General features: G+C 63.4%; 20 protein-coding genes. 8 read left to right on the top strand and 12 right to left on the bottom strand.

Annotated elements, in window-relative coordinates:
• Nucleotide 1: 1 nt before the first annotated feature.
• On the top strand, nucleotides 2–1,579 hold the full coding sequence (locus F0P97_RS20345; RefSeq protein ID WP_182283718.1) for an efflux transporter outer membrane subunit: 1,578 nt from the start codon (nucleotides 2–4) through the stop codon (nucleotides 1,577–1,579).
• A 63-nt stretch (nucleotides 1,580–1,642) separates the two neighbouring features.
• Nucleotides 1,643–1,966, top strand: a complete 324-nt coding sequence (locus F0P97_RS20340; RefSeq protein WP_182283717.1) for a hypothetical protein — start codon at nucleotides 1,643–1,645, stop codon at nucleotides 1,964–1,966.
• Nucleotides 1,967–1,986: 20 nt separating this feature from the next.
• On the opposite strand, the gene F0P97_RS20335 is transcribed toward F0P97_RS20340, so the two are convergent.
• Both F0P97_RS20335 and F0P97_RS20330 read right to left on the bottom strand, forming a co-directional pair.
• Nucleotides 1,987–2,505: an SRPBCC family protein gene (locus tag F0P97_RS20335; RefSeq protein ID WP_182283716.1), complete on the bottom strand. Its 519-nt coding sequence runs from the start codon at nucleotides 2,503–2,505 to the stop codon at nucleotides 1,987–1,989.
• Between the two features lie 70 nt (nucleotides 2,506–2,575).
• Nucleotides 2,576–2,941, bottom strand: coding sequence for a hypothetical protein (locus tag F0P97_RS20330; RefSeq protein WP_182283715.1), 366 nt, complete (start codon nucleotides 2,939–2,941; stop codon nucleotides 2,576–2,578).
• 117 nt (nucleotides 2,942–3,058) lie between these two features.
• On the opposite strand from F0P97_RS20330, the gene F0P97_RS20325 reads away from it, so the two are divergent.
• Nucleotides 3,059–3,730: an ABC transporter ATP-binding protein gene (locus F0P97_RS20325; protein ID WP_182283714.1), complete on the top strand. Its 672-nt coding sequence runs from the start codon at nucleotides 3,059–3,061 to the stop codon at nucleotides 3,728–3,730.
• Here the strand turns inward: F0P97_RS20325 and F0P97_RS20320 are convergent.
• Genes F0P97_RS20320 through F0P97_RS20305 form a run of 4 tightly spaced genes read right to left on the bottom strand, consistent with a single transcriptional unit; the run spans nucleotide 3,717 to nucleotide 6,340 of the window.
• A complete protein-coding gene (locus F0P97_RS20320) occupies nucleotides 3,717–4,532 on the bottom strand; it encodes a LytR/AlgR family response regulator transcription factor (protein ID WP_182283713.1) in 816 nt (271 codons plus the stop codon). The two genes, F0P97_RS20325 and F0P97_RS20320, sit on opposite strands and share 14 nt — an antisense overlap.
• Nucleotides 4,529–5,590, bottom strand: a complete 1,062-nt coding sequence (locus F0P97_RS20315) for a sensor histidine kinase (protein WP_182283712.1) — start codon at nucleotides 5,588–5,590, stop codon at nucleotides 4,529–4,531. Before F0P97_RS20315 ends, F0P97_RS20320 begins: the two co-directional genes overlap by 4 nt.
• 24 nt (nucleotides 5,591–5,614) lie before the next feature.
• The gene (locus tag F0P97_RS20310) at nucleotides 5,615–5,899 is read right to left on the bottom strand and encodes a 2TM domain-containing protein (protein ID WP_182283711.1); all 285 of its coding nucleotides are present in this window, start codon (nucleotides 5,897–5,899) and stop codon (nucleotides 5,615–5,617) included.
• Nucleotides 5,900–5,935: 36 nt separating this feature from the next.
• Entirely contained in the window at nucleotides 5,936–6,340 is a 405-nt protein-coding gene (locus F0P97_RS20305) for a DUF2306 domain-containing protein (protein ID WP_182283710.1), read from the bottom strand.
• Between the two features lie 282 nt (nucleotides 6,341–6,622).
• Here F0P97_RS20305 and F0P97_RS20300 point away from each other — a divergent pair, with 282 nt between their 5' ends.
• Both F0P97_RS20300 and F0P97_RS20295 read left to right on the top strand, forming a co-directional pair.
• Complete coding sequence (locus tag F0P97_RS20300; RefSeq protein ID WP_182283709.1) at nucleotides 6,623–8,794, top strand: TonB-dependent receptor; 2,172 nt, start codon at nucleotides 6,623–6,625, stop codon at nucleotides 8,792–8,794.
• Between the two features lie 12 nt (nucleotides 8,795–8,806).
• Nucleotides 8,807–10,066, top strand: a complete 1,260-nt coding sequence (locus F0P97_RS20295; RefSeq protein WP_182283708.1) for a PepSY-associated TM helix domain-containing protein — start codon at nucleotides 8,807–8,809, stop codon at nucleotides 10,064–10,066.
• A 72-nt stretch (nucleotides 10,067–10,138) separates the two neighbouring features.
• Here F0P97_RS20295 and F0P97_RS20290 read toward each other — a convergent pair whose 3' ends face one another.
• A complete protein-coding gene (locus F0P97_RS20290; RefSeq protein WP_182283707.1) occupies nucleotides 10,139–10,417 on the bottom strand; it encodes a PsiF family protein in 279 nt (92 codons plus the stop codon).
• Nucleotides 10,418–10,630: 213 nt separating this feature from the next.
• Between F0P97_RS20290 and F0P97_RS20285 the strand changes: the two genes are divergently transcribed.
• Nucleotides 10,631–11,455: an undecaprenyl-diphosphate phosphatase gene (locus F0P97_RS20285; protein ID WP_182283706.1), complete on the top strand. Its 825-nt coding sequence runs from the start codon at nucleotides 10,631–10,633 to the stop codon at nucleotides 11,453–11,455.
• Between the two features lie 136 nt (nucleotides 11,456–11,591).
• Here F0P97_RS20285 and F0P97_RS20280 read toward each other — a convergent pair whose 3' ends face one another.
• Nucleotides 11,592–12,467: an alpha/beta fold hydrolase gene (locus F0P97_RS20280; protein WP_182283705.1), complete on the bottom strand. Its 876-nt coding sequence runs from the start codon at nucleotides 12,465–12,467 to the stop codon at nucleotides 11,592–11,594.
• Nucleotides 12,468–12,527: 60 nt separating this feature from the next.
• Complete coding sequence (locus F0P97_RS20275; RefSeq protein WP_182283704.1) at nucleotides 12,528–13,511, bottom strand: proteasome-type protease; 984 nt, start codon at nucleotides 13,509–13,511, stop codon at nucleotides 12,528–12,530.
• A gap of 273 nt (nucleotides 13,512–13,784) precedes the next feature.
• On the opposite strand from F0P97_RS20275, the gene F0P97_RS20270 reads away from it, so the two are divergent.
• Nucleotides 13,785–15,710 (top strand): methyl-accepting chemotaxis protein, encoded by a 1,926-nt coding sequence (locus F0P97_RS20270; RefSeq protein ID WP_182283703.1) that lies wholly within the window; start codon nucleotides 13,785–13,787, stop codon nucleotides 15,708–15,710.
• A 62-nt stretch (nucleotides 15,711–15,772) separates the two neighbouring features.
• On the opposite strand, the gene mutS is transcribed toward F0P97_RS20270, so the two are convergent.
• The 3 genes from mutS to F0P97_RS20255 all read right to left on the bottom strand — a co-directional run bounded on the left by mutS (nucleotide 15,773) and on the right by F0P97_RS20255 (nucleotide 20,725).
• Nucleotides 15,773–18,391 (bottom strand): DNA mismatch repair protein MutS, encoded by a 2,619-nt coding sequence (gene mutS, locus F0P97_RS20265; RefSeq protein ID WP_198424701.1) that lies wholly within the window; start codon nucleotides 18,389–18,391, stop codon nucleotides 15,773–15,775.
• 155 nt (nucleotides 18,392–18,546) lie between these two features.
• Nucleotides 18,547–19,620: a sterol desaturase family protein gene (locus F0P97_RS20260; RefSeq protein WP_182283702.1), complete on the bottom strand. Its 1,074-nt coding sequence runs from the start codon at nucleotides 19,618–19,620 to the stop codon at nucleotides 18,547–18,549.
• A 184-nt stretch (nucleotides 19,621–19,804) separates the two neighbouring features.
• Nucleotides 19,805–20,725, bottom strand: coding sequence for an inositol monophosphatase family protein (locus F0P97_RS20255; RefSeq protein WP_034380124.1), 921 nt, complete (start codon nucleotides 20,723–20,725; stop codon nucleotides 19,805–19,807).
• Nucleotides 20,726–20,982: 257 nt separating this feature from the next.
• Between F0P97_RS20255 and F0P97_RS20250 the strand changes: the two genes are divergently transcribed.
• Nucleotides 20,983–21,783, top strand: coding sequence for an RNA methyltransferase (locus F0P97_RS20250; protein WP_182283701.1), 801 nt, complete (start codon nucleotides 20,983–20,985; stop codon nucleotides 21,781–21,783).
• Nucleotides 21,784–21,813: the final 30 nt, after the last annotated feature.

Here is a 21,813-nt window from a genome sequence, read left to right as displayed (position 1 = left end):
GATGAATATGCCAGCACAGTTTTTGAATCAGATCGGCTTCAAACCCAATCAAGGTAAGCGTAAGAAGCTCACTTTTATGAAGAATTCTTCCAGGGCGCTGCCCCGCTGGATGCCGCGTCTGTTGCCGCTTGCCACGGCGCTGGCGCTGGCAGCCTGTTCCACCCAGCCCGCCTATCAGTCGCCCCGGCTGGAGGTGCCGGCCCGGTTCAAGGAGGCCACGCCCGAGGCCGCGCAGTTCGGCGTCTGGCAACCGGCGCAGAGTTCGGGGGGCAGCCCGGCCACGGCAGTGCCCGACCAGTGGTGGACGGTGTATGGCGACAGCACGCTGGATCAGCTGCAGCAAGCGGCAGCCGCGGGCAATCCCAGCGTGGAACAGGCCGTGGCCCGTCTGCGCTCGGCCCAGGCCGCCGTCGCCAGCAGCCGCGCCGCGCAATTGCCCACGCTCGGCACCACGGGCAGCGGCTCGCGTGCCTTGACCGGCGGCGGCACCTACAGCAATACCAACGGCGAGAACGTGGCGCGCAGCGGCAGCATCAACAACAACTTCTCGCTGGGCCTGAGCGCCAGCTGGGAGCTGGATCTCTGGGGCAAGCTCTCGGGCGCGGTGGACGCCAGCAGGGCTTCGGCCCAGGCCAGTGCCGACGATCTGGCTGCGGCCCGTCTGTCGGCCCAGGCATCGGTGGCCCAGACCTATTTCTCGCTGCGTGCCGCCGAGGCGCAGATGAAGTATCTGCAGGAAAGCCTGCAGGCCTATGAGCAAAGCCTGAAGCTCACGCAAAATCGCTACCAGGCGGGCGTGGTGTCGTCGGCCGATGTGGCCCAGGCCCAGTCCCAGTACAAGAGCACGCAGGCCAGCCTGCTGGAAGCCCGCATCACGCGCGCTCAGTACGAGCATGCGCTGGCGGCCTTGCTGGGCAAGGCTCCGGCCAACTTCAGCCTGCCGGTCACCGGCCACCTGCCGACACCGCCTGCAGTGCCCGAGATGCTGGCCTCCACTCTGCTGGAGAGGCGCCCCGACATTGCTGCCGCGGAGCGCCGCGTGGCCATGGCCAATGCGCAGATCGGCGTGGCGCGTGCGGCCTACTTCCCGTCGCTGACCCTGTCGGCATCGGCCGGCTATCGCAACTCCGTGCTCTCCGATCTGCTCAATGCTCCGAATCTGTTCTGGTCGCTGGGACCGGCGCTGGCCATGAGTCTGTTTGACGGTGGAGCGCGCTCGGCGGCCGTGGAGTCGGCCCGTGCCGCGCTGGACCTGAATGCCGCCACCTACAAGCAGACGGTGCTGACAGCGCTGCAGGAGGTGGAGGACAACCTGGTTGCCGCCGTCAATCTGGCGCAGGAGGAGCAGGTGCAGACCGAGGCCCTGGCCGCAGCGCAGAAGTCGCTGACCGTGGCCAACAACCAGTACCAGGCCGGCATCGTGGCCTATCTGAACGTGCTCTCGGCCCAGACGACGGTGCTCAGCGCCCAGAACAGCCTCAATAGCGTCAGAAACCGCAGGTTGACCGCCGTGAACACCTTGCTCAAGAACGTGGCTGGGCGCTGGGAGCCGCTGGATGCGGGGCTGCGCAAAGAGTGAGCGCGCCGTGCAGGCTTGTGGTCTGGGTTACAACCGTGGCTCTGTTGTTGTGAAGATCAAACCATGAGCATTGCTGTTTTCTACCTGCGCAATTCCGAGCCCGAAGGGCAGACTCCGGTCTGGCAGCCGCAATGCCGGGCCTTCTCCGATGCGCAGATGGGCGAGGCGCTGGCCCTGTGCCAGCAACTGCGCAAGGACGAACGCAATGCCCATGTGGTGATTTCGTCGGAGTTGCGCGATATGGTCGGGCCCGTGGGCGTGTCTGCTGTGGAAGACGGCAAGACCCCCGACGGTTTTGACTACCAATGGAGCAAGGCCGGGCGTGCCGGGGCCAGCCGCAAGAATGCGGCGGAGGCACCCAGGCGCCGCCAGGATATGGACAACTGAGCTGGGCTCCCAGGGGCGGCCTACGCCGCCTGAGCCTTGGCCAGATAGCTGGCCAGAAACTGCATGCTCCCGCTCCAGCCCATGGTCATGCTCGCGTGCGAGCTGTTGAACACCGCTTCCTCCATGGCATTGGCATTGAGGGCGCGCCATTCAAGGTGGATACGCGTGCCGCCGGCCTCCTCGGTCAGTGTGGTGCTCGACAAGGTGTAAAGCGGCCATTGCGGCGCCATGGGGTGGCGTGTGACGCCACCGGCAGCATCGCTGAACTGCACCACGACGACGATGCGTTCGGGGGCCTTCAGCTCTCTGAAAGTCCACTTGCCCCACATGACCGGGGCCTGGGTCATGGCCTCGGCGCGCATGCCGTAATGAAAGCTGCCGCCTTCGCGTGCATCCACTTCGCATTGCGTCATCACCATGCCGGGCGGGCGCATCCACTGACTCAGGTGCTCGGCCTGCGTGAAGGCCGCGTAGACCAGCTCGCGTGGAGCCTTGACGAATTGCTCGAAAACAAACGGGGCTGAGAGTTTCTCGGTCATGGAGATGCCTTTGCAGGTCGCGTCAGGCATTCCATTGTGCACAGCACTCAGCTGACTTCAAGCCGGAATTTCAGCTCTCCAGATCGAAGGCTGCGCGCAGCGCATCGCCAAATTGCATGGAGCCAGAAAGCGACAGGTTGACCGTGGTGCGGCCCGTGGCCGATGCCTGCAGCTCCAGCGTGCCAGCCGCCTTGTCAAAGCGTGCGTTCAATGGCTTGCCATCATCATCCTGAGCCTGCAGGTCGTAGTCCCAATCAAAGCCATCTTCCACGGCACCCTGACGGCCCACAAACTTCTGGCCGGCCCAGCGCAGCAGGGCTTCGATTTCAGCGGCCAGAGCGGGAGCGCGCTCGGCCTTGACGCTGGCCATGGCATCCCAGGTGCCTGTGCCTTCTTCATCTTCGCTGTAGTCGAATTCCAAATAATCGAGAGCCATGGCATATTGCGCGTTATTGAGGGGGACGCCATTGTGCCTGGGCCTTGCTATGCGCATAGCCTTGGGTTCTTTGGACACAATCAGCCGTAGACATATATATACAAGGCGTTGTCAGCTATGAATTCTGAACTCGATGATGGCTGCGAGCCGCTCTGCATGGTGCAGGCTCTGCAGGTGAGCTTTGGCTACCCCGGCCGTGTTGTGGCCCAAGAGGCCTCGCATTGCTGGCATGCCGGGCTGTGTCTGCTGCAAGGTGACGAAGGCACGGGCAAGACCAGCTGGCTCAAGGCATTGGCCGGGCAATTGCCGCTGCGCATGGGCTTGCTGCACTATCCGTTCGCCGACGATGGTAGCCTGACTGCAAGCTCCTGCTTCTGGCAGGACCCACGCCAGCCGCTCAACGATGTCTACAACCAGATGCCGGCCCAGAGCTGGGTGGCTTTGCAGCGCACGCTGTATCCGCATTGGTCGCAGCAGCAGTTCGAGCAGCATGTGCAGGGCTTCGGGCTGGAGCCACATTTGCACAAGCCGCTGCTGGCCCTGTCCTCGGGCACCCAGCGCAAGCTGTGGATGGCCGCTGGCTGGGCCAGCGCCGCCGAGCTGGTGCTGATCGACGAGCCGCTGGCGGCGCTGGACAAACCGTCCGAGCGCTATGTGCAGCATGCGCTGGCGGCCATGGCCGCCGAGCTCAAGAATCCGGCACGGCCCCGCAGCGTCATCGTGGCGCATTGGGATGCCATGCAGGGTGTGGACTGGGAGGATGTGATGGTGCTGGCTACATCGCCTTGAACCGTGTTGCGTACAGACGGCTGACGGCCAGCTTTTCGGGACGCTCGCGCAGCAGCAGGCTGAGGCGTCCGGACTCGTCACGCTGGGCGCTGGCAATGGCTTGCGCCCGCACCACGGTGCCGCGATGGATCTGCCAGAACTCGCGCGCGTCTAGTTGCGGCAGCAAATCCTTCAGCGGGGTGCGGATCAGATACTCCTGACCGGCCGTCAGCACGCGCAGGTACTTGTCGGCGGCTTCGAGGTAGACGATGTCCTGCACCCTCACCATATGGATCTGGTTGCCGACGCTGGCCTGAATGATCTGCAGGGCTGCGGGGCCCTGCCCCAGCAGTTGCTGCTGCAGCCCGAGCAACTGCTCGAGCTGACGGTGATTCTGCATGGCAAGGTCCATGCCCTGCGCCGGCTGGCGCTGCTGCCACCACTGCTGCAGGCGTTGCACGGTCTGGCCGAGGCGGGCCGCCTGCACCGGCTTGAGCACATAGTCCATGGCGCAGGCCTCGAAGGCCGCCAGGGCGTACTGGTCGTAGGCGGTGACAAAGACAATCGCCGGTAGTGCTTGTTCCTCAGGCCAGGCATCGGCGATTTCGGCGGCGGCTTCCAGCCCTGTCTGGCCGGGCATGCGAATGTCCAGGAACAGCAGATCGGGCAGCAGGGTCAGCGCCTGCTGCACGGCGCTGATGCCGTCGGCCACCCTGGCCTCTATATGCAACTGGGGCCAGAGCTGGCCCAGCAACTGCTGCAATGCCAGGGCCAGCAGCGGTTCATCTTCGGCAATCAGGGCGCGCGGCGGACTGGTGTTCATGGCTGGGACTTCAGGGGTAATACGATACAGGCCCTGGTTCCGCCTGCGCTATCTGCTGTCAGGTCGAAGCGGGCAGCGCCGCCGTAGCGGCTGGCCAGACGCTCGCGAATCTGCTGCAGGCCAAAGCCGGAGCCCGAAGGCAGCTGGCCCGCCACCACGGGCAGGCCCAGGCCATTGTCATGCACGCTGAGCAGGAGGCGGCTGTCATCCAGCATGCCTGCCTGAACGGCAATGTGGCCGCCGGCCAGCTGGGGCTCCAGTCCATGGCGAATGCTGTTCTCCACCAGCGGCTGCAACAGCAGGGTTGGCACGGGCAGTGCGGCCAGTTCGGCGGGCAGCGTCAAGGAGTAGCTGAGCCGGTCGCCCATGCGGATCTGCATCAGGGCCAGATAGTCGGTCAGCAAGGCAAATTCGCTGGCAAGACTATGGGTGCCGCTGCGCGAGCCGGCCAGCGTGGCACGCAGGTAGGCGATCAAATGGTCGAGCATCTGCTCCGCACGTGGCGCATCGCTTGCAATCAGCACGCGAAGATTGGCCAGGGTGTTGAACAGCATATGTGGCTCCAGCTGGGCCTGCAGCAGACCCAGCCGCGCTTCGGCGGCCTGGCGCTGGGCCTGCTCTGCCTGCATTTGCAGATGGCGCGATTTGCCCACCACATAAAAGCCCCAGGACATGGCAATGCTGGTCGCCATGGTGATGGCAAACGGCAGCCATAGCGAGGGTCGGGCTGCGGCAGACAGTTCGGGATGGAACTGCTGAACATAGAGGCTGCCAAGCGGATTGCCCAGAACCAGACCGGCTGCAATTCCCAGCGGCACCAAGGCCATGCCGCGCATGCCGCGCGGCCAGGGAATGTCGTCGGACTCGCGCCAGCGCAACCTGAGCAGATCGATGCTCAGCCAGCTGATCAGGCCGATGGCCAGCGAATAGGCAAGGTTGACATCCCACAGGCCCTGGCCCAGTGCCGTCAGCGCTGCAGCGATCAGCAGGCAGGCCGCCACGGTGATGCCGGCGTGACGGAAGAGGGGTGTGGGCGCAAACATGGACATGACAGGCATGGTAGGTGATGGGTGGCCTGGCATCTAGCGCTTTTCGCTGCGCTGCAGCGCTTTCAGTTCGTGCTCCAGCAGTTGCTGAAAGAGCGGACTGCCGGGTGCCAGCAGCCAGACCACGGCGCCATGTATCAGCAGGCCCAGACCCCAGCCCAGAGCCGGGTAGATGGCCCAGTGTCGTCCCTGGCTCAGAGCCAGGGCCATCAGGCCCAGATTCACTGCGGCATAGACCGCAGCATGGATATACCAGGCCAGCTTCATGCCGGCGCGGCGGCGTGCCTGGCGGTGCAGGGCGTCTTCAGAGATCGGGTGCATGTCTTTTCCTAGTAGTGCTTGGGATGAGTGCGGGGATCAGGCCAGTCCTTTCCACAGCAGATTGCCGAGCAGTCGGCCCGGAAGCAGCGTGAACAGCCCTGCGACCACGCAGCTGCCGAAGTACAGCTTGCGCATGACGCTGCGGTGCTGGGCGATGCGTCGATGGGCCAGATGCCAGAAAGACAAGGCCAGGCCTCCGAGCGTCACGGGGATCAGCAGATGAATGGGCGTGAAGCCTGCCCAGTTGGGCAGCTTGAAGTCGCGTATGAACAATGCGGAGATGGCAGTGGCCAGCATGAGCAGCACAAAGCCATAGCCTGCAAGTCTGTGCACCCAGGGTAGCGGGCTGGCCTGGCGCCTGGCCCAGAGTGCAATGGCTCCGGTCAGAGTGGCCGCGATGGCGGAACTCATGTGAAAGGCAATCAATGGCGTGAGTTGCATGGCTGGCTCCTGGTGCTTGCACATGACTGTGCAAGCCGGGCCTGCTGCCGACCAGTGCTTTGCGACGAAGTGACCAGACACGGGAGCCAGTTGCATCTCCGCAGGTGTGAGTGGTGTACTGGTTTGGCTTGTGTTTGTTTGTGCGCGCACACATATCACGCAGCAGTTTCAGAACTTGCAGCCTGCCTTGGATCCCGTTGAGATTTCAGGGTGTTTGGCATCGGCAAGGAGATTGATTATTAAAATTAACGATTCTGAAAATCATTCTCAATAACTTTAATAATGTTCCTGTTCCGACCGATTTCCCTGGCTGCCCTCGCACTGTGCAGCCAGCAGACCGTTTTTGCCCAGACTTCCAGCACTGAATCAGAAGCTGCCCTGCAGACCGTGACTGTGGAGGCCAGCGCCGATGCTTCGGCCCAGGGTCTGGCCAGGCCTTTTGCGGGTGGGCAGGTAGCTACCGGAGCACGCAACGGCATTCTGGGAACGCGGGACTGGAAGGAGTCCTCGTTTTCGTCGACGGCCTATACCAGTCAGCTCATCGAAGACACTCAGTCCAAGAGTGTGGGTGATGTGCTACTGAGCGATCCGTCGGTGCGCCAGGCGCGCGGTTATGGCAATTTCCAGGAGCTGTACATGCTGCGCGGCATGCCGGTTTATTCCGATGACATTGCCTACAACGGCCTTTATGGCTTGCTGCCGCGCCAGTATGTGGCATCCGAATTCTTCGAGCGTGTCGAGGTGCTGCGCGGTGCGAATGCCTTCCTCAACGGCGCGGCTCCGGGCGGCAGCGGCGTGGGAGGCGTGATCAGCCTGTTGCCCAAGCGCGCAGGCAGGGAGCCACTGACTCAGGTGAGCACGGGCATACAAACGGGCGGCCAGGCATATGCCTCGGCAGATCTGTCGCGCCGTTTCGGCCCGGATCAGAGCATGGGCGTACGCTTGAATGCCGTGCGTCGCGACGGCGGTACAGGCGTCAAGGGAGAGGATCGTTCATTAACAGCGTTGGGCCTGGGTCTGGACTGGCGCAGCCGTGACCTGCGTCTGTCGGCCGATGTGGGCTATCAGCGTAACAGCTATCGCGGTGGGCGGCCCAGCGTCACGCCTTCGGACTTCATCCCTGTCGTGCCGGACAACAAGACTAATTACGCTCAGAATTGGGCCTCCTCCATCGAACGTGACGTTTTCACCACCTTGCGGGGAGAGTGGGACATCAACTCCACGACCACAGCCTGGGCTGCCGGTGGCCTACGCCGTAGCAAGGAAGACAATATCAACAGCAATGTGACCGTGCTCAATGCTCAGGGCGATACCACGGGCACGCGTTTCGACAATCTGCGCAAGGACCGCGTGCGCACAGCCGAAGCCGGCATTCGTACCCGACTGCAGACCGGCAGCATAGGTCATGAGCTGGTTGCCTCGGCCAGTACCTATTCCGCCACGGAGACCGGTGCCTGGGCCATGGCTTCGGGCGTGAGCAACAACCTCTACAACCCCTATGCCAGCCTCATGCCGCAGAACACCTTCTTCGGTGGCTCCATGGTCAATCCCTACAAGGTGGGCGAGACCCGCTTCGATAGTCTGGCCCTGGGAGATGCGCTGTCCATGTTTGACGACCGCCTGCGCGTGACGCTGGGCCTTCGCCACCAGCGCATAGACCAGAGCAGCTACGACTACACCAGCGGCCTGCAGACCGACAGCTACAGGAAGTCCGCCACCACACCCGCACTGGGCGTGGTATTCAAGGCCACCGACGATGTCTCGGTTTACGCCAACTACATCGAGGCCCTGACCAAGGGCGCCGTGGCACCTGCCACGGCCAATAACCTGCCCGTGTTGAATGCCGGCCAGGTGTTCTCGCCATACAAGTCCAAGCAAAAAGAGCTGGGCGTCAAATGGCAGCGCGGCACTCTGGGCGCGACGGCGGCCCTGTACACGACCGATGTTCCCAGTAGCTATGTGGTCAACCAGATGTACGGCCAGTACGGCAAGCAGCGCAACCAGGGTATGGAATTCACGGTCTTCGGCGAAGCCACCAAGGGGCTGCGCGTGCTCGGTGGTCTGACGCTGACCCAGGCCAAGATCAAGCAGGCGGCCGACGCCTCCCAGGTCGACCGCTATCCGATCGGCGTACCTAAGACACAGGCCACGCTGGGTGTGGATTGGGACGTGCCTGGTGTGTCCGGTCTGGCACTCAATGCGCGTGTTACGCATACCTCAAGCCAGTACGCCAATGCCGCGAACACCCTGAAAGTCGCCAGCTGGACGCGCACCGACATCGGTGCGCGCTACCTGGTCGATCTGGGCAATGACCGCATGCTGACGCTGAGGGCCCGTCTGGACAATGTGTTCGACAAGAACTACTGGGCTTCGGTGGGCGGCTATCCAGGGGCCAACTATCTGGTGCAGTCGGCTCCGCGCACCCTGTCGGTCAGCGCCACGGTCAACTTCTGAGGCTGAGCGGATATGCGAGCTCTGTGGACTGTGGTTCATCGCTGGGTAGGCCTGTTTCTCGCGGCCTTCCTGGTCATGACCGGTCTCACGGGAGCAGTGCTCTCGTGGGATCATCAAATCGACGACTGGCTCAACGCCGACATGCTGCACACGGCGGGACGCGGTCCGCTGCAGACGCCGCTGCAATTGGCCCAGGCCGTGCAGGCGGCCGACCCGCGCGTCGAGATCTCCTATATGAGCCTGGGCCTGCGCGAGGGCGAGGCGGCTTCCTTTCTGGTGCGGCCGCTGGTGGACCAGGGCACGGGCAAGCCCCATGTGCTGGGCTACAACACGGTGTTCGTGGACCCGGTGACGGGTGCCATCACAGGCCACCGCGACTCCAGGAGCCTGGCCCTGAGCTGGCGCAATCTCATGCCCTGGCTGCGCCATCTGCATGAAAGCCTGCTCAGTCCCACTTTTGCGGGCAGCAACCGCTGGGGCTACTGGTTCATGGGCGGTCTCGCGCTGCTGTGGCTGGCCGACAGCTTCTGGGCACTGGTGCTGACCCTGCCGGTGAAAAAGAAGACAGCTGCGGCCGGGGTGCAGGACGCGCCCGCCCGGGCCGCCGGCAAGTCCTGGTGGGCACGCTGGATGCCGTCCTGGCGCATACGCTGGGGCACCGGTGCCTACAAGCTCAATTTCGATCTGCACCGCGCCGGCGGGCTGTGGATCTGGGGCGTGATCGTCATCGTGGCCTTTACCTCGTTTTCGATCAATCTCTACCGCGAGGTGTTCTATCCCGTGATGAGCAAGGTCTCGACCACCACGCCCGGCCCCTACGAGACGCTCAAGCCTGCACCTTTGGGCAGCTTTATCGAGCCCAAGATCGGCTTTGCCACGGCCATCGAGATCGCGCGCCAGGAGGCGGTGCAGCTGGGCATCAAGACCGAGGCCGGAGGCATCTGGTATGGCGGGGATTTCCCGTTCTACAACGTGTCCTTCTTCGATCCGGACGACGAAACCGGTGCCATGGGCATGGGGCTGTCCAATGTCTATGTGAGCTCGGAAAGCGGCGAGGTGCTGGGCAGCTATCGTCCCTGGCATGGCACGGGAGCCGATGTGTTCGTCCAACTGCAGCTGCCGCTGCACAGCGGTCGCATCCTGGGCACCTTCGGGCGTGTGCTGATATCGGTGGTCGGCGTGATGGTGGCCATGCTGTCCATCACCGGCGTCGTCATCTGGTGGAAAAAACGCCGCGCCCGGCGAACGGCCCTGGCCGCTGCCTCAGCCTGAAACCACAAAGCCACCTTGCGGTGGCTTTGTGCATTGCGCTCTGCGCGGAAGCGGCAGAGCCGCTCAGGCGGCTCAGTCCTTCTTCAGGCACTCGCTCATGAAGGCCTTGCGCTCGTCGCCCTTTTTGCCAGCGGCGTCGGTATTGCAGCTCTTCATGCGTTCCTGCTGACGCTTTTTGCCGTCGGACAGGCAGGACTTCATGAACTCCTTGCGTTCATCGCCCTTCTTGCCGGTGGCTTCGGTGTTGCAGGTGCCCATGAGCTGCTGCTGGGCGGTTTTGGGCTTGTCGCCGGCAGCCATGCTCATGCTGCAGGCCAGGGACACGATAGCCAGGACCACAAATTTTTTCATGATGGTGTGATTTTTGAAAAAACGCCGACAACCGGCGCGCAGCTATTGCAGCACAAGCGCGTGACTTTGCCCAGAAGCGTCGACCTTGTCTTGTAAAAGTTTGCGATTGTCTGTCGATTGGCGGGCGGAAAAGGTCTTGTGAGCGCGAACGGGAAAATGGCGAGCGGATAATGAGCGGCTTTGCTTCAACCCTGCATCCAAAGGACGATTCGCGTGGATACTTTATTGCTGGTCAAGGCCGCCATCATGGGCATTGTGGAAGGGCTGACCGAGTTCTTGCCGATTTCCTCAACCGGCCACCTGATCCTGGCGGGGTCGCTGATGGGCTTCGTCGGCGGCAAGGCCAAGGTGTTTGAGATCGCGATCCAGACCGGAGCCATCTTTGCCGTGATGCTGGTGTACTGGCAGAAGATCCGGGACACGCTGGTAGAGCTGCCCAGCAGCCGCCAGGCGCAGAAGTTTGCGCTCAACGTCATCATCGGCTTCCTGCCCGCCGTGGTGCTGGCGCTGCTGTTCGGCAAATACGTGCAGGAGCATCTGTTCACGCCGGTCATCGTGGCGACCACCTTCATCCTCGGCGGTTTCGTGATTCTCTGGGCCGAGAACCGCCCCGCCGCCGCCACCCGCGTGCAGTCGGTGGACGATATGACAGCTCTCGATGCGCTCAAGGTCGGCCTGGTGCAGTGCTTTGCCCTGGTGCCCGGCACCAGCCGCAGCGGCTCCACCATCATCGGCGGCATGCTCATGGGCCTGTCGCGCAAGGCGGCCACGGACTTCTCGTTCTTCCTGGCCATGCCCACGCTGATCGGTGCGGGCGTCTACAGCCTCTACAAGGAGCGTGCGCTGCTGTCCATGGCGGATGTGCCGCTGTTTGCCGTGGGTCTGATCTTTTCCTTCATCAGCGCCTGGCTGTGCGTGCGCTGGCTGCTGCGCTTTATCTCCACCAACAGCTTTGTGCCCTTTGCCTGGTACCGCATCGTTTTCGGCGTCATCGTGCTGGTGACGGCCTATACCGGCATCGTGGACTGGCACCATTGAGTGCCTTGGCACCGCCCACAAAAAAGCCGCTTGCGTGATTGCAAGCGGCTTTTTTAATAGCTGCCAGCGCCTGATTCGATTTAACTTCAACTTGATCTGATACTGAAATCTAGATGCAGAAGGCGGTGCAAGCTATCTATTTATGAGTGCTGCCAGCGGATTTCTGCAAAATGGTCTGCTCCATATTGAGCAGCGAAGCCTCGATGGCGGCGGCGGTGGCCTCGGGGCGTTCCATGGGAAACAGATGGCCGCCGTCCAGCATGGTGATGCGCCCGCGGGTGATGCGCTGCGTCATCTCCATGCCCACCTGGCGCATCTCCACCGACGAGCGACCGCCGATGAAGGCCACCGGGCAGCGCACGGGGTGACGCCTGAGCTGGTTGTTGAGATTGCTGGGCAGGGTGTTGTAGATGGCGGTTTCCACCTCGCGCCTGAACAGCAGGCTGCGCTTGCCCTGGTCGTCCTCCAGACCGTGCTGCACATAGTCCTGCAGCACCTGCGGGTGCCACTGGGCAAACGCCTTCTTGCCGCGAAAATACTCCAGCGCCTCCTCGTTGCTGGCCCAGGTGGTGCGCCGGCGCTGGCTGATCTTGCCGGGGGAGACCGATGCCACGATCTGCGTCTGCTTGGCCAGGCCCACGGCGTTCGCTTTCCAGCCACCCAGCAGGGGCGAGTCGATCAGCAGTACGCCGCGCGCCAGATCGGGGCGTTTGGAGGCCGCCTGAAAACTCAGAATGCCGCCCAGCGAGTGGCCCACCAGATAGACCGGCTGGCCGTGCCGCTCGACCTGCTGCTCGATATATTCGATGAGCTCGTCCACCAGATGCGGCCAGTGGTTGGTGACCGGGCGCCTGGGGTCATGGCCGAAGCGCTGCACGCCGCCGGCGTCGATGCCGCGCTGACGCAGCAGCGAAAACAGCAGGCGATAGGTACCTATGGGAAAGCTGTTGGCATGCGCGAAGACCACGGGCAAGGTGTTCGTCGTGCTGGCGGTGGCAGTGGGCTGGGACATGGCGCTGAACGGGCTGGACAGTAAAAACGCCCCATGGGGGCGTTGGATGCGCCGATCAGTTTAGCGCCTGGACAGCGAAGCCTGTCTTTGCACGCGTGCCTGTTCTTCGGCGCTCTGCAGGCGCTGGTATTCATCGGCCATGCTCAGGCCGGCCTGAGCCGGCACTACGGGCTGGCGCAGCGCAGCAGGCGGAATATTGCCTGCGCCCAGCCCATGGGCCGAGCGTGAGGCAACGGGTGCTCCCACTTTGACCAGAGGATGCGCACGCGGGCTGTGGATGCGAATCGGCGTATCGGTCTGGCCGCCGTCCCAGGCCGGGTCCTCGATGCTGTCGAAGACATGGCGCAGGCGCTCGCCCCAGCTATCGTGCAGCATGCGCAGATAGGGGTTGTCGGCGTCCAGGCAGACAATGCGGTCCGTGGCAAAGCGGTTGTTCTCGTAGACGATCAGATCCAGCGGCAGGCCCACCGAGAGGTTGGACTTGAGCGTGCTGTCCATGGACACCAGCGCGCACTTGGCGGCTTCGTCCAGCGGGGTCTCGGAGGTGATGACGCGGTCCAGCACGGGCTTGCCGTACTTGGATTCGCCGATCTGGAAGTAGGGCGTCTCGCCCGTGGCCTCGATGAAGTTGCCCGCCGAATAGACCTGGAACAGGCGCATGCGCTCGCCCTGGATCTGGCCGCCAAAAATCATGGAGACGTTGAAGTCCACCCCGGCGCGCTGCAGGGCCGTGGCCTCGCGCTCATGCACATGGCGCACGGCAGCACCCAGCACGCGCGCGGCATCGAACATGCTGCGCACATTCCAGATGGTCAGCATCTCGTCCGTGGTCGTGTCGTGCAACTGAAAGCTCTCCAGCAGCTCGCGTACCGACTGGGTGATGGACAGATTGCCTGCCGACTGCAGCACCATGAAGCGCTCGCCCGGTTGCTCATACAGCATGACCTTGCGGAAGGTGCTGATCTGGTCGAGTCCGGCATTGGTGCGGGAGTCGGACAGAAACACCAGGCCGGCGTTGAGCTTGAGGGCGACGCAGTATGTCATGGGTGATAGAGACAATAATGAAAAACGTATGAACACCAGATGCAGTAAGCGTCGAGTGCTTCTGAATGTATAGCTGTAAACGCAGGCTGCAACGCGATTTTAGAAGGGTTTTAATAGTGCCGTCGGCGCCCCTGTAACTGTTGCCGATGCCCTGCCCAGGCACGGCTGCGGGGCCGGGCTGAGGAAGTCCCTGAGCTGCGCAGCCTGTATGCGTGAGAAGATGCCGCCCCTTGATCGAACACTTGCTTACAGCTGGTTAGAAGAGGGCCTCCCATGCACGCATTTCCCAACCTGTCGATACGGACCAAGCTCATGTCCAGCATGCTGGCCTGCCTGCTGCTGTTCGTGGCGATTTCCACGGCGCTGGGTTTTGTGCTGACGGGCGCCAGCCTGCGCGAGCGTGTGGTGGGTCAGGAGCTTCCAGCCGTGGTGGGTGAGATCCGCAACGACATCCTGCGCCATATCGGTACGCCGCTGGCCATGGCCAGGTCGGTGGCCGGCAACAGCTTTGTGCTCGACTGGGAGGCCGCGGGCGAGCCCGAGGACGGCAATGCCGCGTGGGCCAGATATGCCCAGGCCGTCAAGCAGCAGGCCGGGGCCTCATCGGTGTTCTGGGTGTCGGGAACCACGGGCCAGTATTTCGGCGAGCAGGGGCCGCTGCGCAAGCTGGCGCCCAAGGGCCAGGGAGACCAATGGTTCTACGAGCTGCTGGCCGGCGACAAGTCGCAGGTGCTGGAGATCGACAAGGACGTCAGCTCCAACGCCTATATGCTGTTCATCAATGTCCGCTTCGATGCAGGCCAGGGCAGGCAGGGCATTGCAGGCCTGGGCCTGTCGGTGGATGAGCTGGCCCAGGCCGTGCGTGCCTACCAGGTGGGTGAGTCAGGCTCGGTGTCCCTGGTGCGCGGCAACGGCAGCATTCTCGTGCACCGTGATCCGGCACTGGTGGATGGCAAGCACTGGCTCAAGGACAGGCCCGGTTTCAGCGCCGGGCTCAGCGCTGCGCTGCTGAACCGCGAGCGCTTTGCCCATGCCATGTACGAGGCGCCCGCGGGCCGCCAACTGATCGCTTCCTCCTACGTGCCCGAGCTGGACCTGTACGTGATCGCCGAGCTGCCCGAGGCCCAGGTGCTGGGCGGCGTGCGACGAACCATTGCGCTGACCTCTGCCGTGGCCGGCCTGGTGGGCGGCGGCATAGGCTTGCTGGTGATCTGGCTGGTGAGCCGGGCAATTGCGGCACCTGTGGGGCGCGCGGCGCGCATGCTGGAGGAGATTGCCGACGGCCATGGCGACCTGAGCCGTCGCATGCAGGTGGAGAGCAATGACGAGGTGGGGGCGCTGGCGTCGGCCTTCAACCGCTTTGTCTCATCGCTGGAGCGTATGGTGGGGGCCGTACGCCAGGCCGCAGATTCGATTTCTGTGGCCAGCTCCGAGGTGGCCCAGGGCAACCAGGATCTGAGCCAGCGCACCGAACAGGCGGCCAGTGCCTTGCAGCAGACGGCGGCATCGCTGTCGGTGCTGACGGACAGCGTGCAGGCCAATACCGAAGCCACGCGCAGCGCGGGCGACCTGGCTCAGTCGGCGCGCGGCGTGGCCGAGCGTGGCGGAACGGCCTTCCAGCAGGTGGTGATGACCATGGAGGGCATCAACCACTCGTCGCGCAAGATTGCCGACATCATCGGAGTGATCGACGGCATCGCCTTCCAGACCAATATCCTGGCGCTGAACGCAGCCGTGGAGGCCGCGCGTGCCGGCGAACAGGGCCGGGGCTTTTCCGTGGTGGCGGCCGAGGTGCGCAGCCTGGCTCGGCGTTCGGCCGAGGCTGCCAAGGAAGTGCGCCAGCTCATCACTGACTCGGTGACCCAGGTGGGCAGCGGATCGCAGCAGGTGGCGCATGCGGGAGCCACCATGCAGGAGCTGCTGGACGCCGTGGCCAAGGTGACGCGGATCATCGAGGAGATCAGCAATGCTTCGCAGACTCAGGGGCGCGGCATTGCCGAGATCAACCAGTCCGTGGCCGGGCTGGACGATGCCACGCAGCAGAACTCCGCCTTGGTCGAACAATCGGCTGCTGCGGCAATCAGCCTGCGCGAGCAGGCCGCACGCCTGATGGGCGAGGTGTCTGCCTTCAAGCTCGGCGACGGGCCCCAGAGCCACCTGTCCCTGCAGCAGCGGCAGCCGCAACTGCTGGAGGCCTGAACACGAGCCGGGCCTGAAGAGATCAGGCCCGGGCTTGGGTGCGCAAGGCCTGGAACCTGTTCTTAGGCGGCGCTGGTGCTCAGTTTCTTGAGCTGGTAGAGCACTTCCAGCGCTTCGCGCGGGCTCATCGCATCGGGGTTGAGGGCGGCCATGGCCTGCTCCAGCGGGCTGGGGGCGGCGCATGCGTCCACCAGCTCCGGTGCATCGAAGAGATTGACCTGCAGCTCGTTCTCGCCGGCCTGGGATTCGAGTGCTTCCAGGGCGTGGCGCGCATGGTTGAGAACGCCTGCGGGCATGCCGGCCAGCTTGGCCACCTGAATACCGTAGCTGCGGCTGGCGGGGCCGGCCTGAATCTCGTGCAGAAACACGATGTCGCTGCCCGACTCTGCGGCGCTGACATGCACGTTGACGGCGGCCTTGGCCTTGGCGGGCAGCTCGGTCAGCTCGAAGTAGTGCGTGGCAAACAGCGTGAACGCCTTGGTCTTGTCGTGCAGCTGGCTGGCAATGCCGCTGGCCAGGGCCAATCCGTCGAAGGTGCTGGTGCCGCGGCCGATCTCGTCCATCAGCACCAGGGAGTGGGGCGTGGCCGAATGCAGAATCTGCGCGGCCTCGGTCATCTCCATCATGAAGGTGGACTGGGCATTGGCCAGATCGTCGGCGGCGCCGATACGCGTGTGGATGGCATCGATGGGCCCCAGGCGGCAGGCGCCGGCCGGCACATAGCTGCCCATGCTGGCCAGCAGCACGATCAAGGCCACCTGGCGCATATAGGTCGATTTGCCGCCCATGTTCGGGCCGGTAATGATCTGCATGCGCGTGTTGAGATTCATGCGCGTGTGGTTGGCGATGAAGCTGCCGCTGGAGGTCTCGGCCATGCGTGCTTCCACCACGGGGTGGCGGCCGGCCTCGATCTCTATGCAGGGCTGGCTGACGAACTGCGGCTCGGCCCAGTTCAGCGTCAGAGAGCGCTCGGCCAGAGTGCATAGAACGTCCAGTGCGGCAATCGCCTGGGCCACACGCGTGAGCTGGGGCACATGGGGCTGAAGCTGGTCGAGCAGCTGCTCGAACAGGAACTTCTCGCGCTGCAGCGCTCGCTCCTGGGCCGACAAGGCCTTGTCCTCGAAAGCCTTGAGTTCGGGCGTGATGTAGCGCTCGGCGTTCTTGAGCGTCTGGCGGCGACGAAAACGCTCGGGCACCGCGTCCTTGTAGCTGTTGGTGACCTCGATATAGAAGCCATGCACCTTGTTGAACTGCACGCGCAGATTGGGAATGCCGGTGAGCAGCTTTTCCTTGGCCTCCAGCTCCAGCAGAAACTCGTCGCAGTTGTTCTGAATGGCGCGCAGCTCATCGAGTTCGGCATCAAAGCCCGTGGCAATCACGCCGCCGTCGCGCACCAGAGCCGCCGGCTCTTCGAGAATCGCGCGGGCCAGCAGCTCGGCACAGCCTTCGGGCGGAATCAGGTCGCTGAAAATCTGCGTCAGATAGGCGGATGGAGCTTGTCCGGACTGTGCCAGCAGCTTCGCCTTTTCCAGCGTTTTGGACAGGCCCACCAGCTCGCGTGGACGCACCTGGCGCAGGGCGATGCGGGCGGTGATGCGCTCCACATCGCTCACGCCCTTGAGCTCGGCACGCAGGGCCTGCCAGGGTGCCATGCCCGCACCCGTGCCGCGCAGCACGCCTATGGCTTCCAGGCGTTGCATGGCGGACTTGCGATTGCGCTCGGGCTCCAGCAGCCAGGTCTTGAGCAGACGACTGCCCATGCCCGTCATGCAGCTGTCCAGCAGAGAGAACAGCGTCGGCGAATCTTCGCCGCGCAGCGTCTTGACCAGCTCCAGATTGCGGCGCGTGGCCAGCGGCAGCGAAATCAGCTCGTCGTCGCGCTGCACCTGGATGGCGTGGATGTGGGTGAGGTTGCGGCCCTGGGTATGTTCTGCATAGGACAGCAGGGCGGCACTGGCGCCATGGGCCAGCGGCAGGCCTTCGGCCTCCCAGGCCTTGAGGCTGGCCGCGCCCAGCAGCTCCAGCAGCTTGCGCTCGCCCAGACCCGAGTCAAACTGCCAGTCAGGGCGGGGTGACAGAGGGCAACTGATGGCGCCGCTGTGCTTGACGGCAAACAGGGTCTGCTCGAAGCGCTCGGTGACTCCGGCGCTGTAGATCACCTCGCTGGGCGCGATCCGAGACAGCCAGGCGCCCAGTTCATCGGCCGCGCATTCGGCCATGTGAATGCGGCCCTGGGTCATTGCCATCCAGGCCAGTCCCACGCGCTGGCGGCCGGCGGTGTGCAGGGCCAGCAAAATGGCTTCGCTCTTGTCCGACAGCAGCTCGCTGTCCGTCAGCGTACCTGGCGTGACCACGCGCACGACCTTGCGCTCCACCGGACCCTTGCCCACGCCGATCTCGCCGACCTGCTCGCAGATCGCCACCGACTCGCCCATCTTGATCAGGCGGCCCAGATAGTTTTCCAGGGCGTGGAAAGGCACGCCGGCCATGGGAATGGGCTGGCCTGCGGTCTGGCCGCGCGTGGTCAGCGTGATGTCCAGCAGGCGCGTGACCTTCTCGGCATCGCCAAAGAACAGCTCGTAGAAATCGCCCATGCGGTAGAAAACCAGCGTGTCGGGGTAGTCGGCTTTGAGCTTGAAGTACTGCTGCATCATCGGCGTATGCGCCGAGAGGTCAGCCATGTCTGGGGAATAGGGCAGCGACGGGGATTCTGTGCTTTTCTGGGTCATCGCTTCAGCGGTATGCAATACAGGGGGCGCTGCGCCGGTGCTGGGCGGGCGCCGAATGCTGCATTATCCGTGATGCCCAATAGCAGGGGGCATGGCTGTTTTTTGAACTATTTGGCAGAGGCTGTCTGCACGCCTTGCTCGGATTGAGAGCCAGAGCCTTGATCGCTGTCATGAATGGGGCGATAGCCCGGGCCGAAGGAAACATCGCCCAGCCGCCAGCCTGCGCGGCAGCTCACCGCGCCCCAGAAGCGCTTCAGGGTGTACCACTGCATGGCGATCAGGCCGCGCTCGTTGTCGGCATCCACTTCCGGGTCGCTCACGCCCGTGGGGCGCAGCTCCTCGTCGTGATAGAGGGCGGTGCCGAACAACTGATCCCACCAGGGCAGGACCTGGCCGAAGTTGCAGTTGTGGCGTTCGGGGCGCTCGGCATCGCGCAGCATATGGTGGTTGCGGTGAAAACGCGGGCCGACCAGCAGGCGTTCGCCCACCGTGCCCAGCCAGCCCAGGCGCAGCGCCACATTGGCATGGGAGAAGTTCTGCACCAGCTCGCTGAGCAGTCCCAGCATGGCGAACTCGGACGGCTCCACGCCCATGGCCAACCCCACGCTGGCCAGCACAAAGCTTTGCAGCATGCCGTCCAGATAGTTGCTGCGGTCGTTGCTCCAGCAGCTCATCTGGCGCTGGCTGTGGTGCATGCTGTGCATGGCCCACCACCAGGGAATGACGTGCTGAGCGCGATGCATCCAGTAATACGTGAGGTCGTAGACCACGTAGTACACGGCAAACAATACATAGGGGTGGTCTTCAAACCAGGGCAGCCAGGCCTTGAGGCCGCTGGCTTCCGAGGTGGATGGGCCTCCGCCCAGCATATGGGCGACCGGCATGAGGATCAGAAAGCTGAACAGCGGAAACAGGCCCAGCAGCATGAGCAGGGTGTAGTTGCGATCCACCGTGGTGTGTCGGCGGTCGGCCCAGCGTTCGGCCGGGATCAGGCTCTCCAGCGGCCGCATCACGCCACTAATGAGAAACAGCTGTAGCAGCGCGATCAGGATGCCGGCGGCAATCTCGCGCGGATCGCCCGCTGCCTCTGCAATATGGAGTGCGTTGACCACGGGTGTCACCGCATGCACGGATACCCAGTCAATGGCCAGCGTCCAGTGCTGGCTGAAGAAATCCATCATATTGTTTCGCCCATTTGTCGTCGGGCAGATTCTGGACCGGGAGTTTGTGGATTCTGTGGAGAGCAGCAAACCCTGACGTCTGCCTCTTGTGTTTGGTCAAGAAGCGTTGATTGCGCTGCGGCAATAAAAAGGGCCTAGTCCATCGGACCAGGCCCTTTGCACAGTCGTGGGGCGACCGCCTTTTTTATTCTGCGTTCTTCTGGCCTTCTTCGGCCACCGCCTCGGTGTCTTCTTCGGCGGGGGCTTCGAATTCGCCAGTCTTGACAGCCTGACGCACAGCCGCTTTTTCGCCAGCGGTGGCGAACTTGCTGAACTTGCCCAGCACGGGAATCAGCGAACCATAGATGCGTGGGTTGGCGGCCAGGATTTCGCGTTGTTCCAGGAAGTCGGCTTCACCCGTGAAGTTACCCACCAGACCACCGGCTTCGCTGACCAGCAGAGAGCCGGCAGCCACGTCCCAGATGGACAGGCCGGACTCAAAGAAACCGTCGGCAAAGCCGGCGGCCACATAGGCCAGGTCCAGGGCGGCAGAGCCGGGGCGACGCACGCCGGCGGTGCGCTGCATGACTTCACCCAGCATCAGCATGTATTGCTTGAAGTTGTCGCCACGGCGGAAGGGGAAGCCTGTGGAGATCAGGCAGTCGCGCAGCTGAGTGCGCTTGGAGACACGGATGCGGCGCTCGTTCAGATAGGCACCGCGCCCCTTGGTGGCCGTGAACAGGTCGTTGCGGCTGGGGTCATAGATCACGGCGTGCTCGATCTTGCCCTTGTAGGCCAGGGCAATGCTCACGCAGTACACGGGGAAGCCGTGGATGAAGTTGGTGGTGCCGTCCAGGGGATCGATGATCCAGACATGGTCGGAGTTCTTGGCTCCGTGCTCGCTGCCCGATTCTTCGGCCAGGATGGAATGCTGGGGGTAGGCGTTGAGCAGCGTCTCGATGATGATGCGCTCCGCAGCCTGGTCTACCTCGGTCACAAAGTCGTTCACCTGCTTTTGCGCAACGCGCACCGATTCCACATCCAGTGCGGCACGGTTGATGAGGGCGCCAGCGGCGCGAGCAGCCTTGATGGCCACGTTGAGCATGGGGTGCAGGGAGTTCGACATAAATTGTGAGTGCGTTGGCGATGCAGCCCGGAGCAAAACTGGGCTGAACTACGCGGGTAAGAACGTAGAAGCCGCGACCGGCGATGCGGGGCGGCGACAATGGGCGCAATTCTACCCAGCCTGCACTTTTTTTGCTCGTTCGTCCCGGCGACCCGAAGGTCTTCTCTGCGGCACTTGCGGATGCGAGAGGGAACAGGTGGCGTAGTCTGCTGTCTTATCAAGGCCACAAGTGGGGCCTTTTGCATTGTTCTGCGTTGATGAAAACCCGATTCGTACTGATTGAAACCAGCCATGCCGGCAATGTGGGCGCGGCCGCCCGAGCGCTCAAGACCATGGGCTTCGACGACCTGGTGCTGGTGCGCCCGCGCTACAAGAACGTGCTGCGCAAGGAAGAAACCATTCAGCGTGCCAGCGGAGCACTGGATGTGCTGGACAAGGCACGCGTGGTCGACACCCTGGAGGAAGCCCTGGACGGCATCAGCCATATGTGCGCGACGGCCATGACGCCACGCGACTTCGGCCCGCCCACACGCACGCCGCGCGAGCATTTCGAGTTGCTCCTGAAAGGAGAGCTTGATGCACGCTCTGTACCCTCGGAGGACACAGGTCTGACCGATAACCAGCCCACGCCCAATGCTGCCTGCAACCAGAAAGGCGTGGCCTTTCTGTTCGGCTGCGAGCGCTTTGGCATGAGCAACGACGATGTCTACCGCTGCGATGTGGCGCTGTCGATTCCGTCCAACCCGCAGTTCGGCTCGCTCAATCTGGGCTCGGCCATTCAGGTCGTTGCCTATGACTGGCGCGTGGCACTGGGCGGCTTTCCCGTGGTGGAGCACACGCCCGAGGCACATCGCGCCGACATGGACCAGGTACAGGGCATGCTGGGCCACTGGGAGCAGGCCCTGGCCCATATCGGCTTTCTGGACCCGGCAGCGCCCAAGAAGCTTATGCCCCGGCTTAACCAGCTTTTCAACCGCGCGCAGCTGACCCAGGAAGAAATCCATATTCTTCGCGGTGTTGCCAAAGCCATGCTGCAGAGCCAGCCACCAACCCGCTAGACTTCACAAGCTAAACATTCCTCACGTTGT

This window comes from Comamonas testosteroni (assembly GCF_014076415.1).
Lineage (GTDB): Bacteria > Pseudomonadota > Gammaproteobacteria > Burkholderiales > Burkholderiaceae_C > Comamonas > Comamonas testosteroni_F.
This window is presented reverse-complemented; position numbering and strand designations above follow the sequence as displayed.

Coding starts and splice junctions, on each gene's coding strand:
- F0P97_RS20345 (WP_182283718.1), top strand. CDS start 2: ATGAATATGCCAGCACAGTTTTTGAATCAGATCGGCTTCAAACCCAAT.
- F0P97_RS20340 (WP_182283717.1), top strand. CDS start 1,643: ATGAGCATTGCTGTTTTCTACCTGCGCAATTCCGAGCCCGAAGGGCAG.
- F0P97_RS20335 (WP_182283716.1), bottom strand. CDS start 2,505: ATGACCGAGAAACTCTCAGCCCCGTTTGTTTTCGAGCAATTCGTCAAG.
- F0P97_RS20330 (WP_182283715.1), bottom strand. CDS start 2,941: ATGGCTCTCGATTATTTGGAATTCGACTACAGCGAAGATGAAGAAGGC.
- F0P97_RS20325 (WP_182283714.1), top strand. CDS start 3,059: ATGAATTCTGAACTCGATGATGGCTGCGAGCCGCTCTGCATGGTGCAG.
- F0P97_RS20320 (WP_182283713.1), bottom strand. CDS start 4,532: ATGAACACCAGTCCGCCGCGCGCCCTGATTGCCGAAGATGAACCGCTG.
- F0P97_RS20315 (WP_182283712.1), bottom strand. CDS start 5,590: ATGCCTGTCATGTCCATGTTTGCGCCCACACCCCTCTTCCGTCACGCC.
- F0P97_RS20310 (WP_182283711.1), bottom strand. CDS start 5,899: ATGCACCCGATCTCTGAAGACGCCCTGCACCGCCAGGCACGCCGCCGC.
- F0P97_RS20305 (WP_182283710.1), bottom strand. CDS start 6,340: ATGCAACTCACGCCATTGATTGCCTTTCACATGAGTTCCGCCATCGCG.
- F0P97_RS20300 (WP_182283709.1), top strand. CDS start 6,623: ATGTTCCTGTTCCGACCGATTTCCCTGGCTGCCCTCGCACTGTGCAGC.
- F0P97_RS20295 (WP_182283708.1), top strand. CDS start 8,807: ATGCGAGCTCTGTGGACTGTGGTTCATCGCTGGGTAGGCCTGTTTCTC.
- F0P97_RS20290 (WP_182283707.1), bottom strand. CDS start 10,417: ATGAAAAAATTTGTGGTCCTGGCTATCGTGTCCCTGGCCTGCAGCATG.
- F0P97_RS20280 (WP_182283705.1), bottom strand. CDS start 12,467: ATGTCCCAGCCCACTGCCACCGCCAGCACGACGAACACCTTGCCCGTG.
- F0P97_RS20275 (WP_182283704.1), bottom strand. CDS start 13,511: ATGACATACTGCGTCGCCCTCAAGCTCAACGCCGGCCTGGTGTTTCTG.
- F0P97_RS20270 (WP_182283703.1), top strand. CDS start 13,785: ATGCACGCATTTCCCAACCTGTCGATACGGACCAAGCTCATGTCCAGC.
- mutS (WP_198424701.1), bottom strand. CDS start 18,391: ATGGCTGACCTCTCGGCGCATACGCCGATGATGCAGCAGTACTTCAAG.
- F0P97_RS20260 (WP_182283702.1), bottom strand. CDS start 19,620: ATGATGGATTTCTTCAGCCAGCACTGGACGCTGGCCATTGACTGGGTA.
- F0P97_RS20255 (WP_034380124.1), bottom strand. CDS start 20,725: ATGTCGAACTCCCTGCACCCCATGCTCAACGTGGCCATCAAGGCTGCT.
- F0P97_RS20250 (WP_182283701.1), top strand. CDS start 20,983: ATGAAAACCCGATTCGTACTGATTGAAACCAGCCATGCCGGCAATGTG.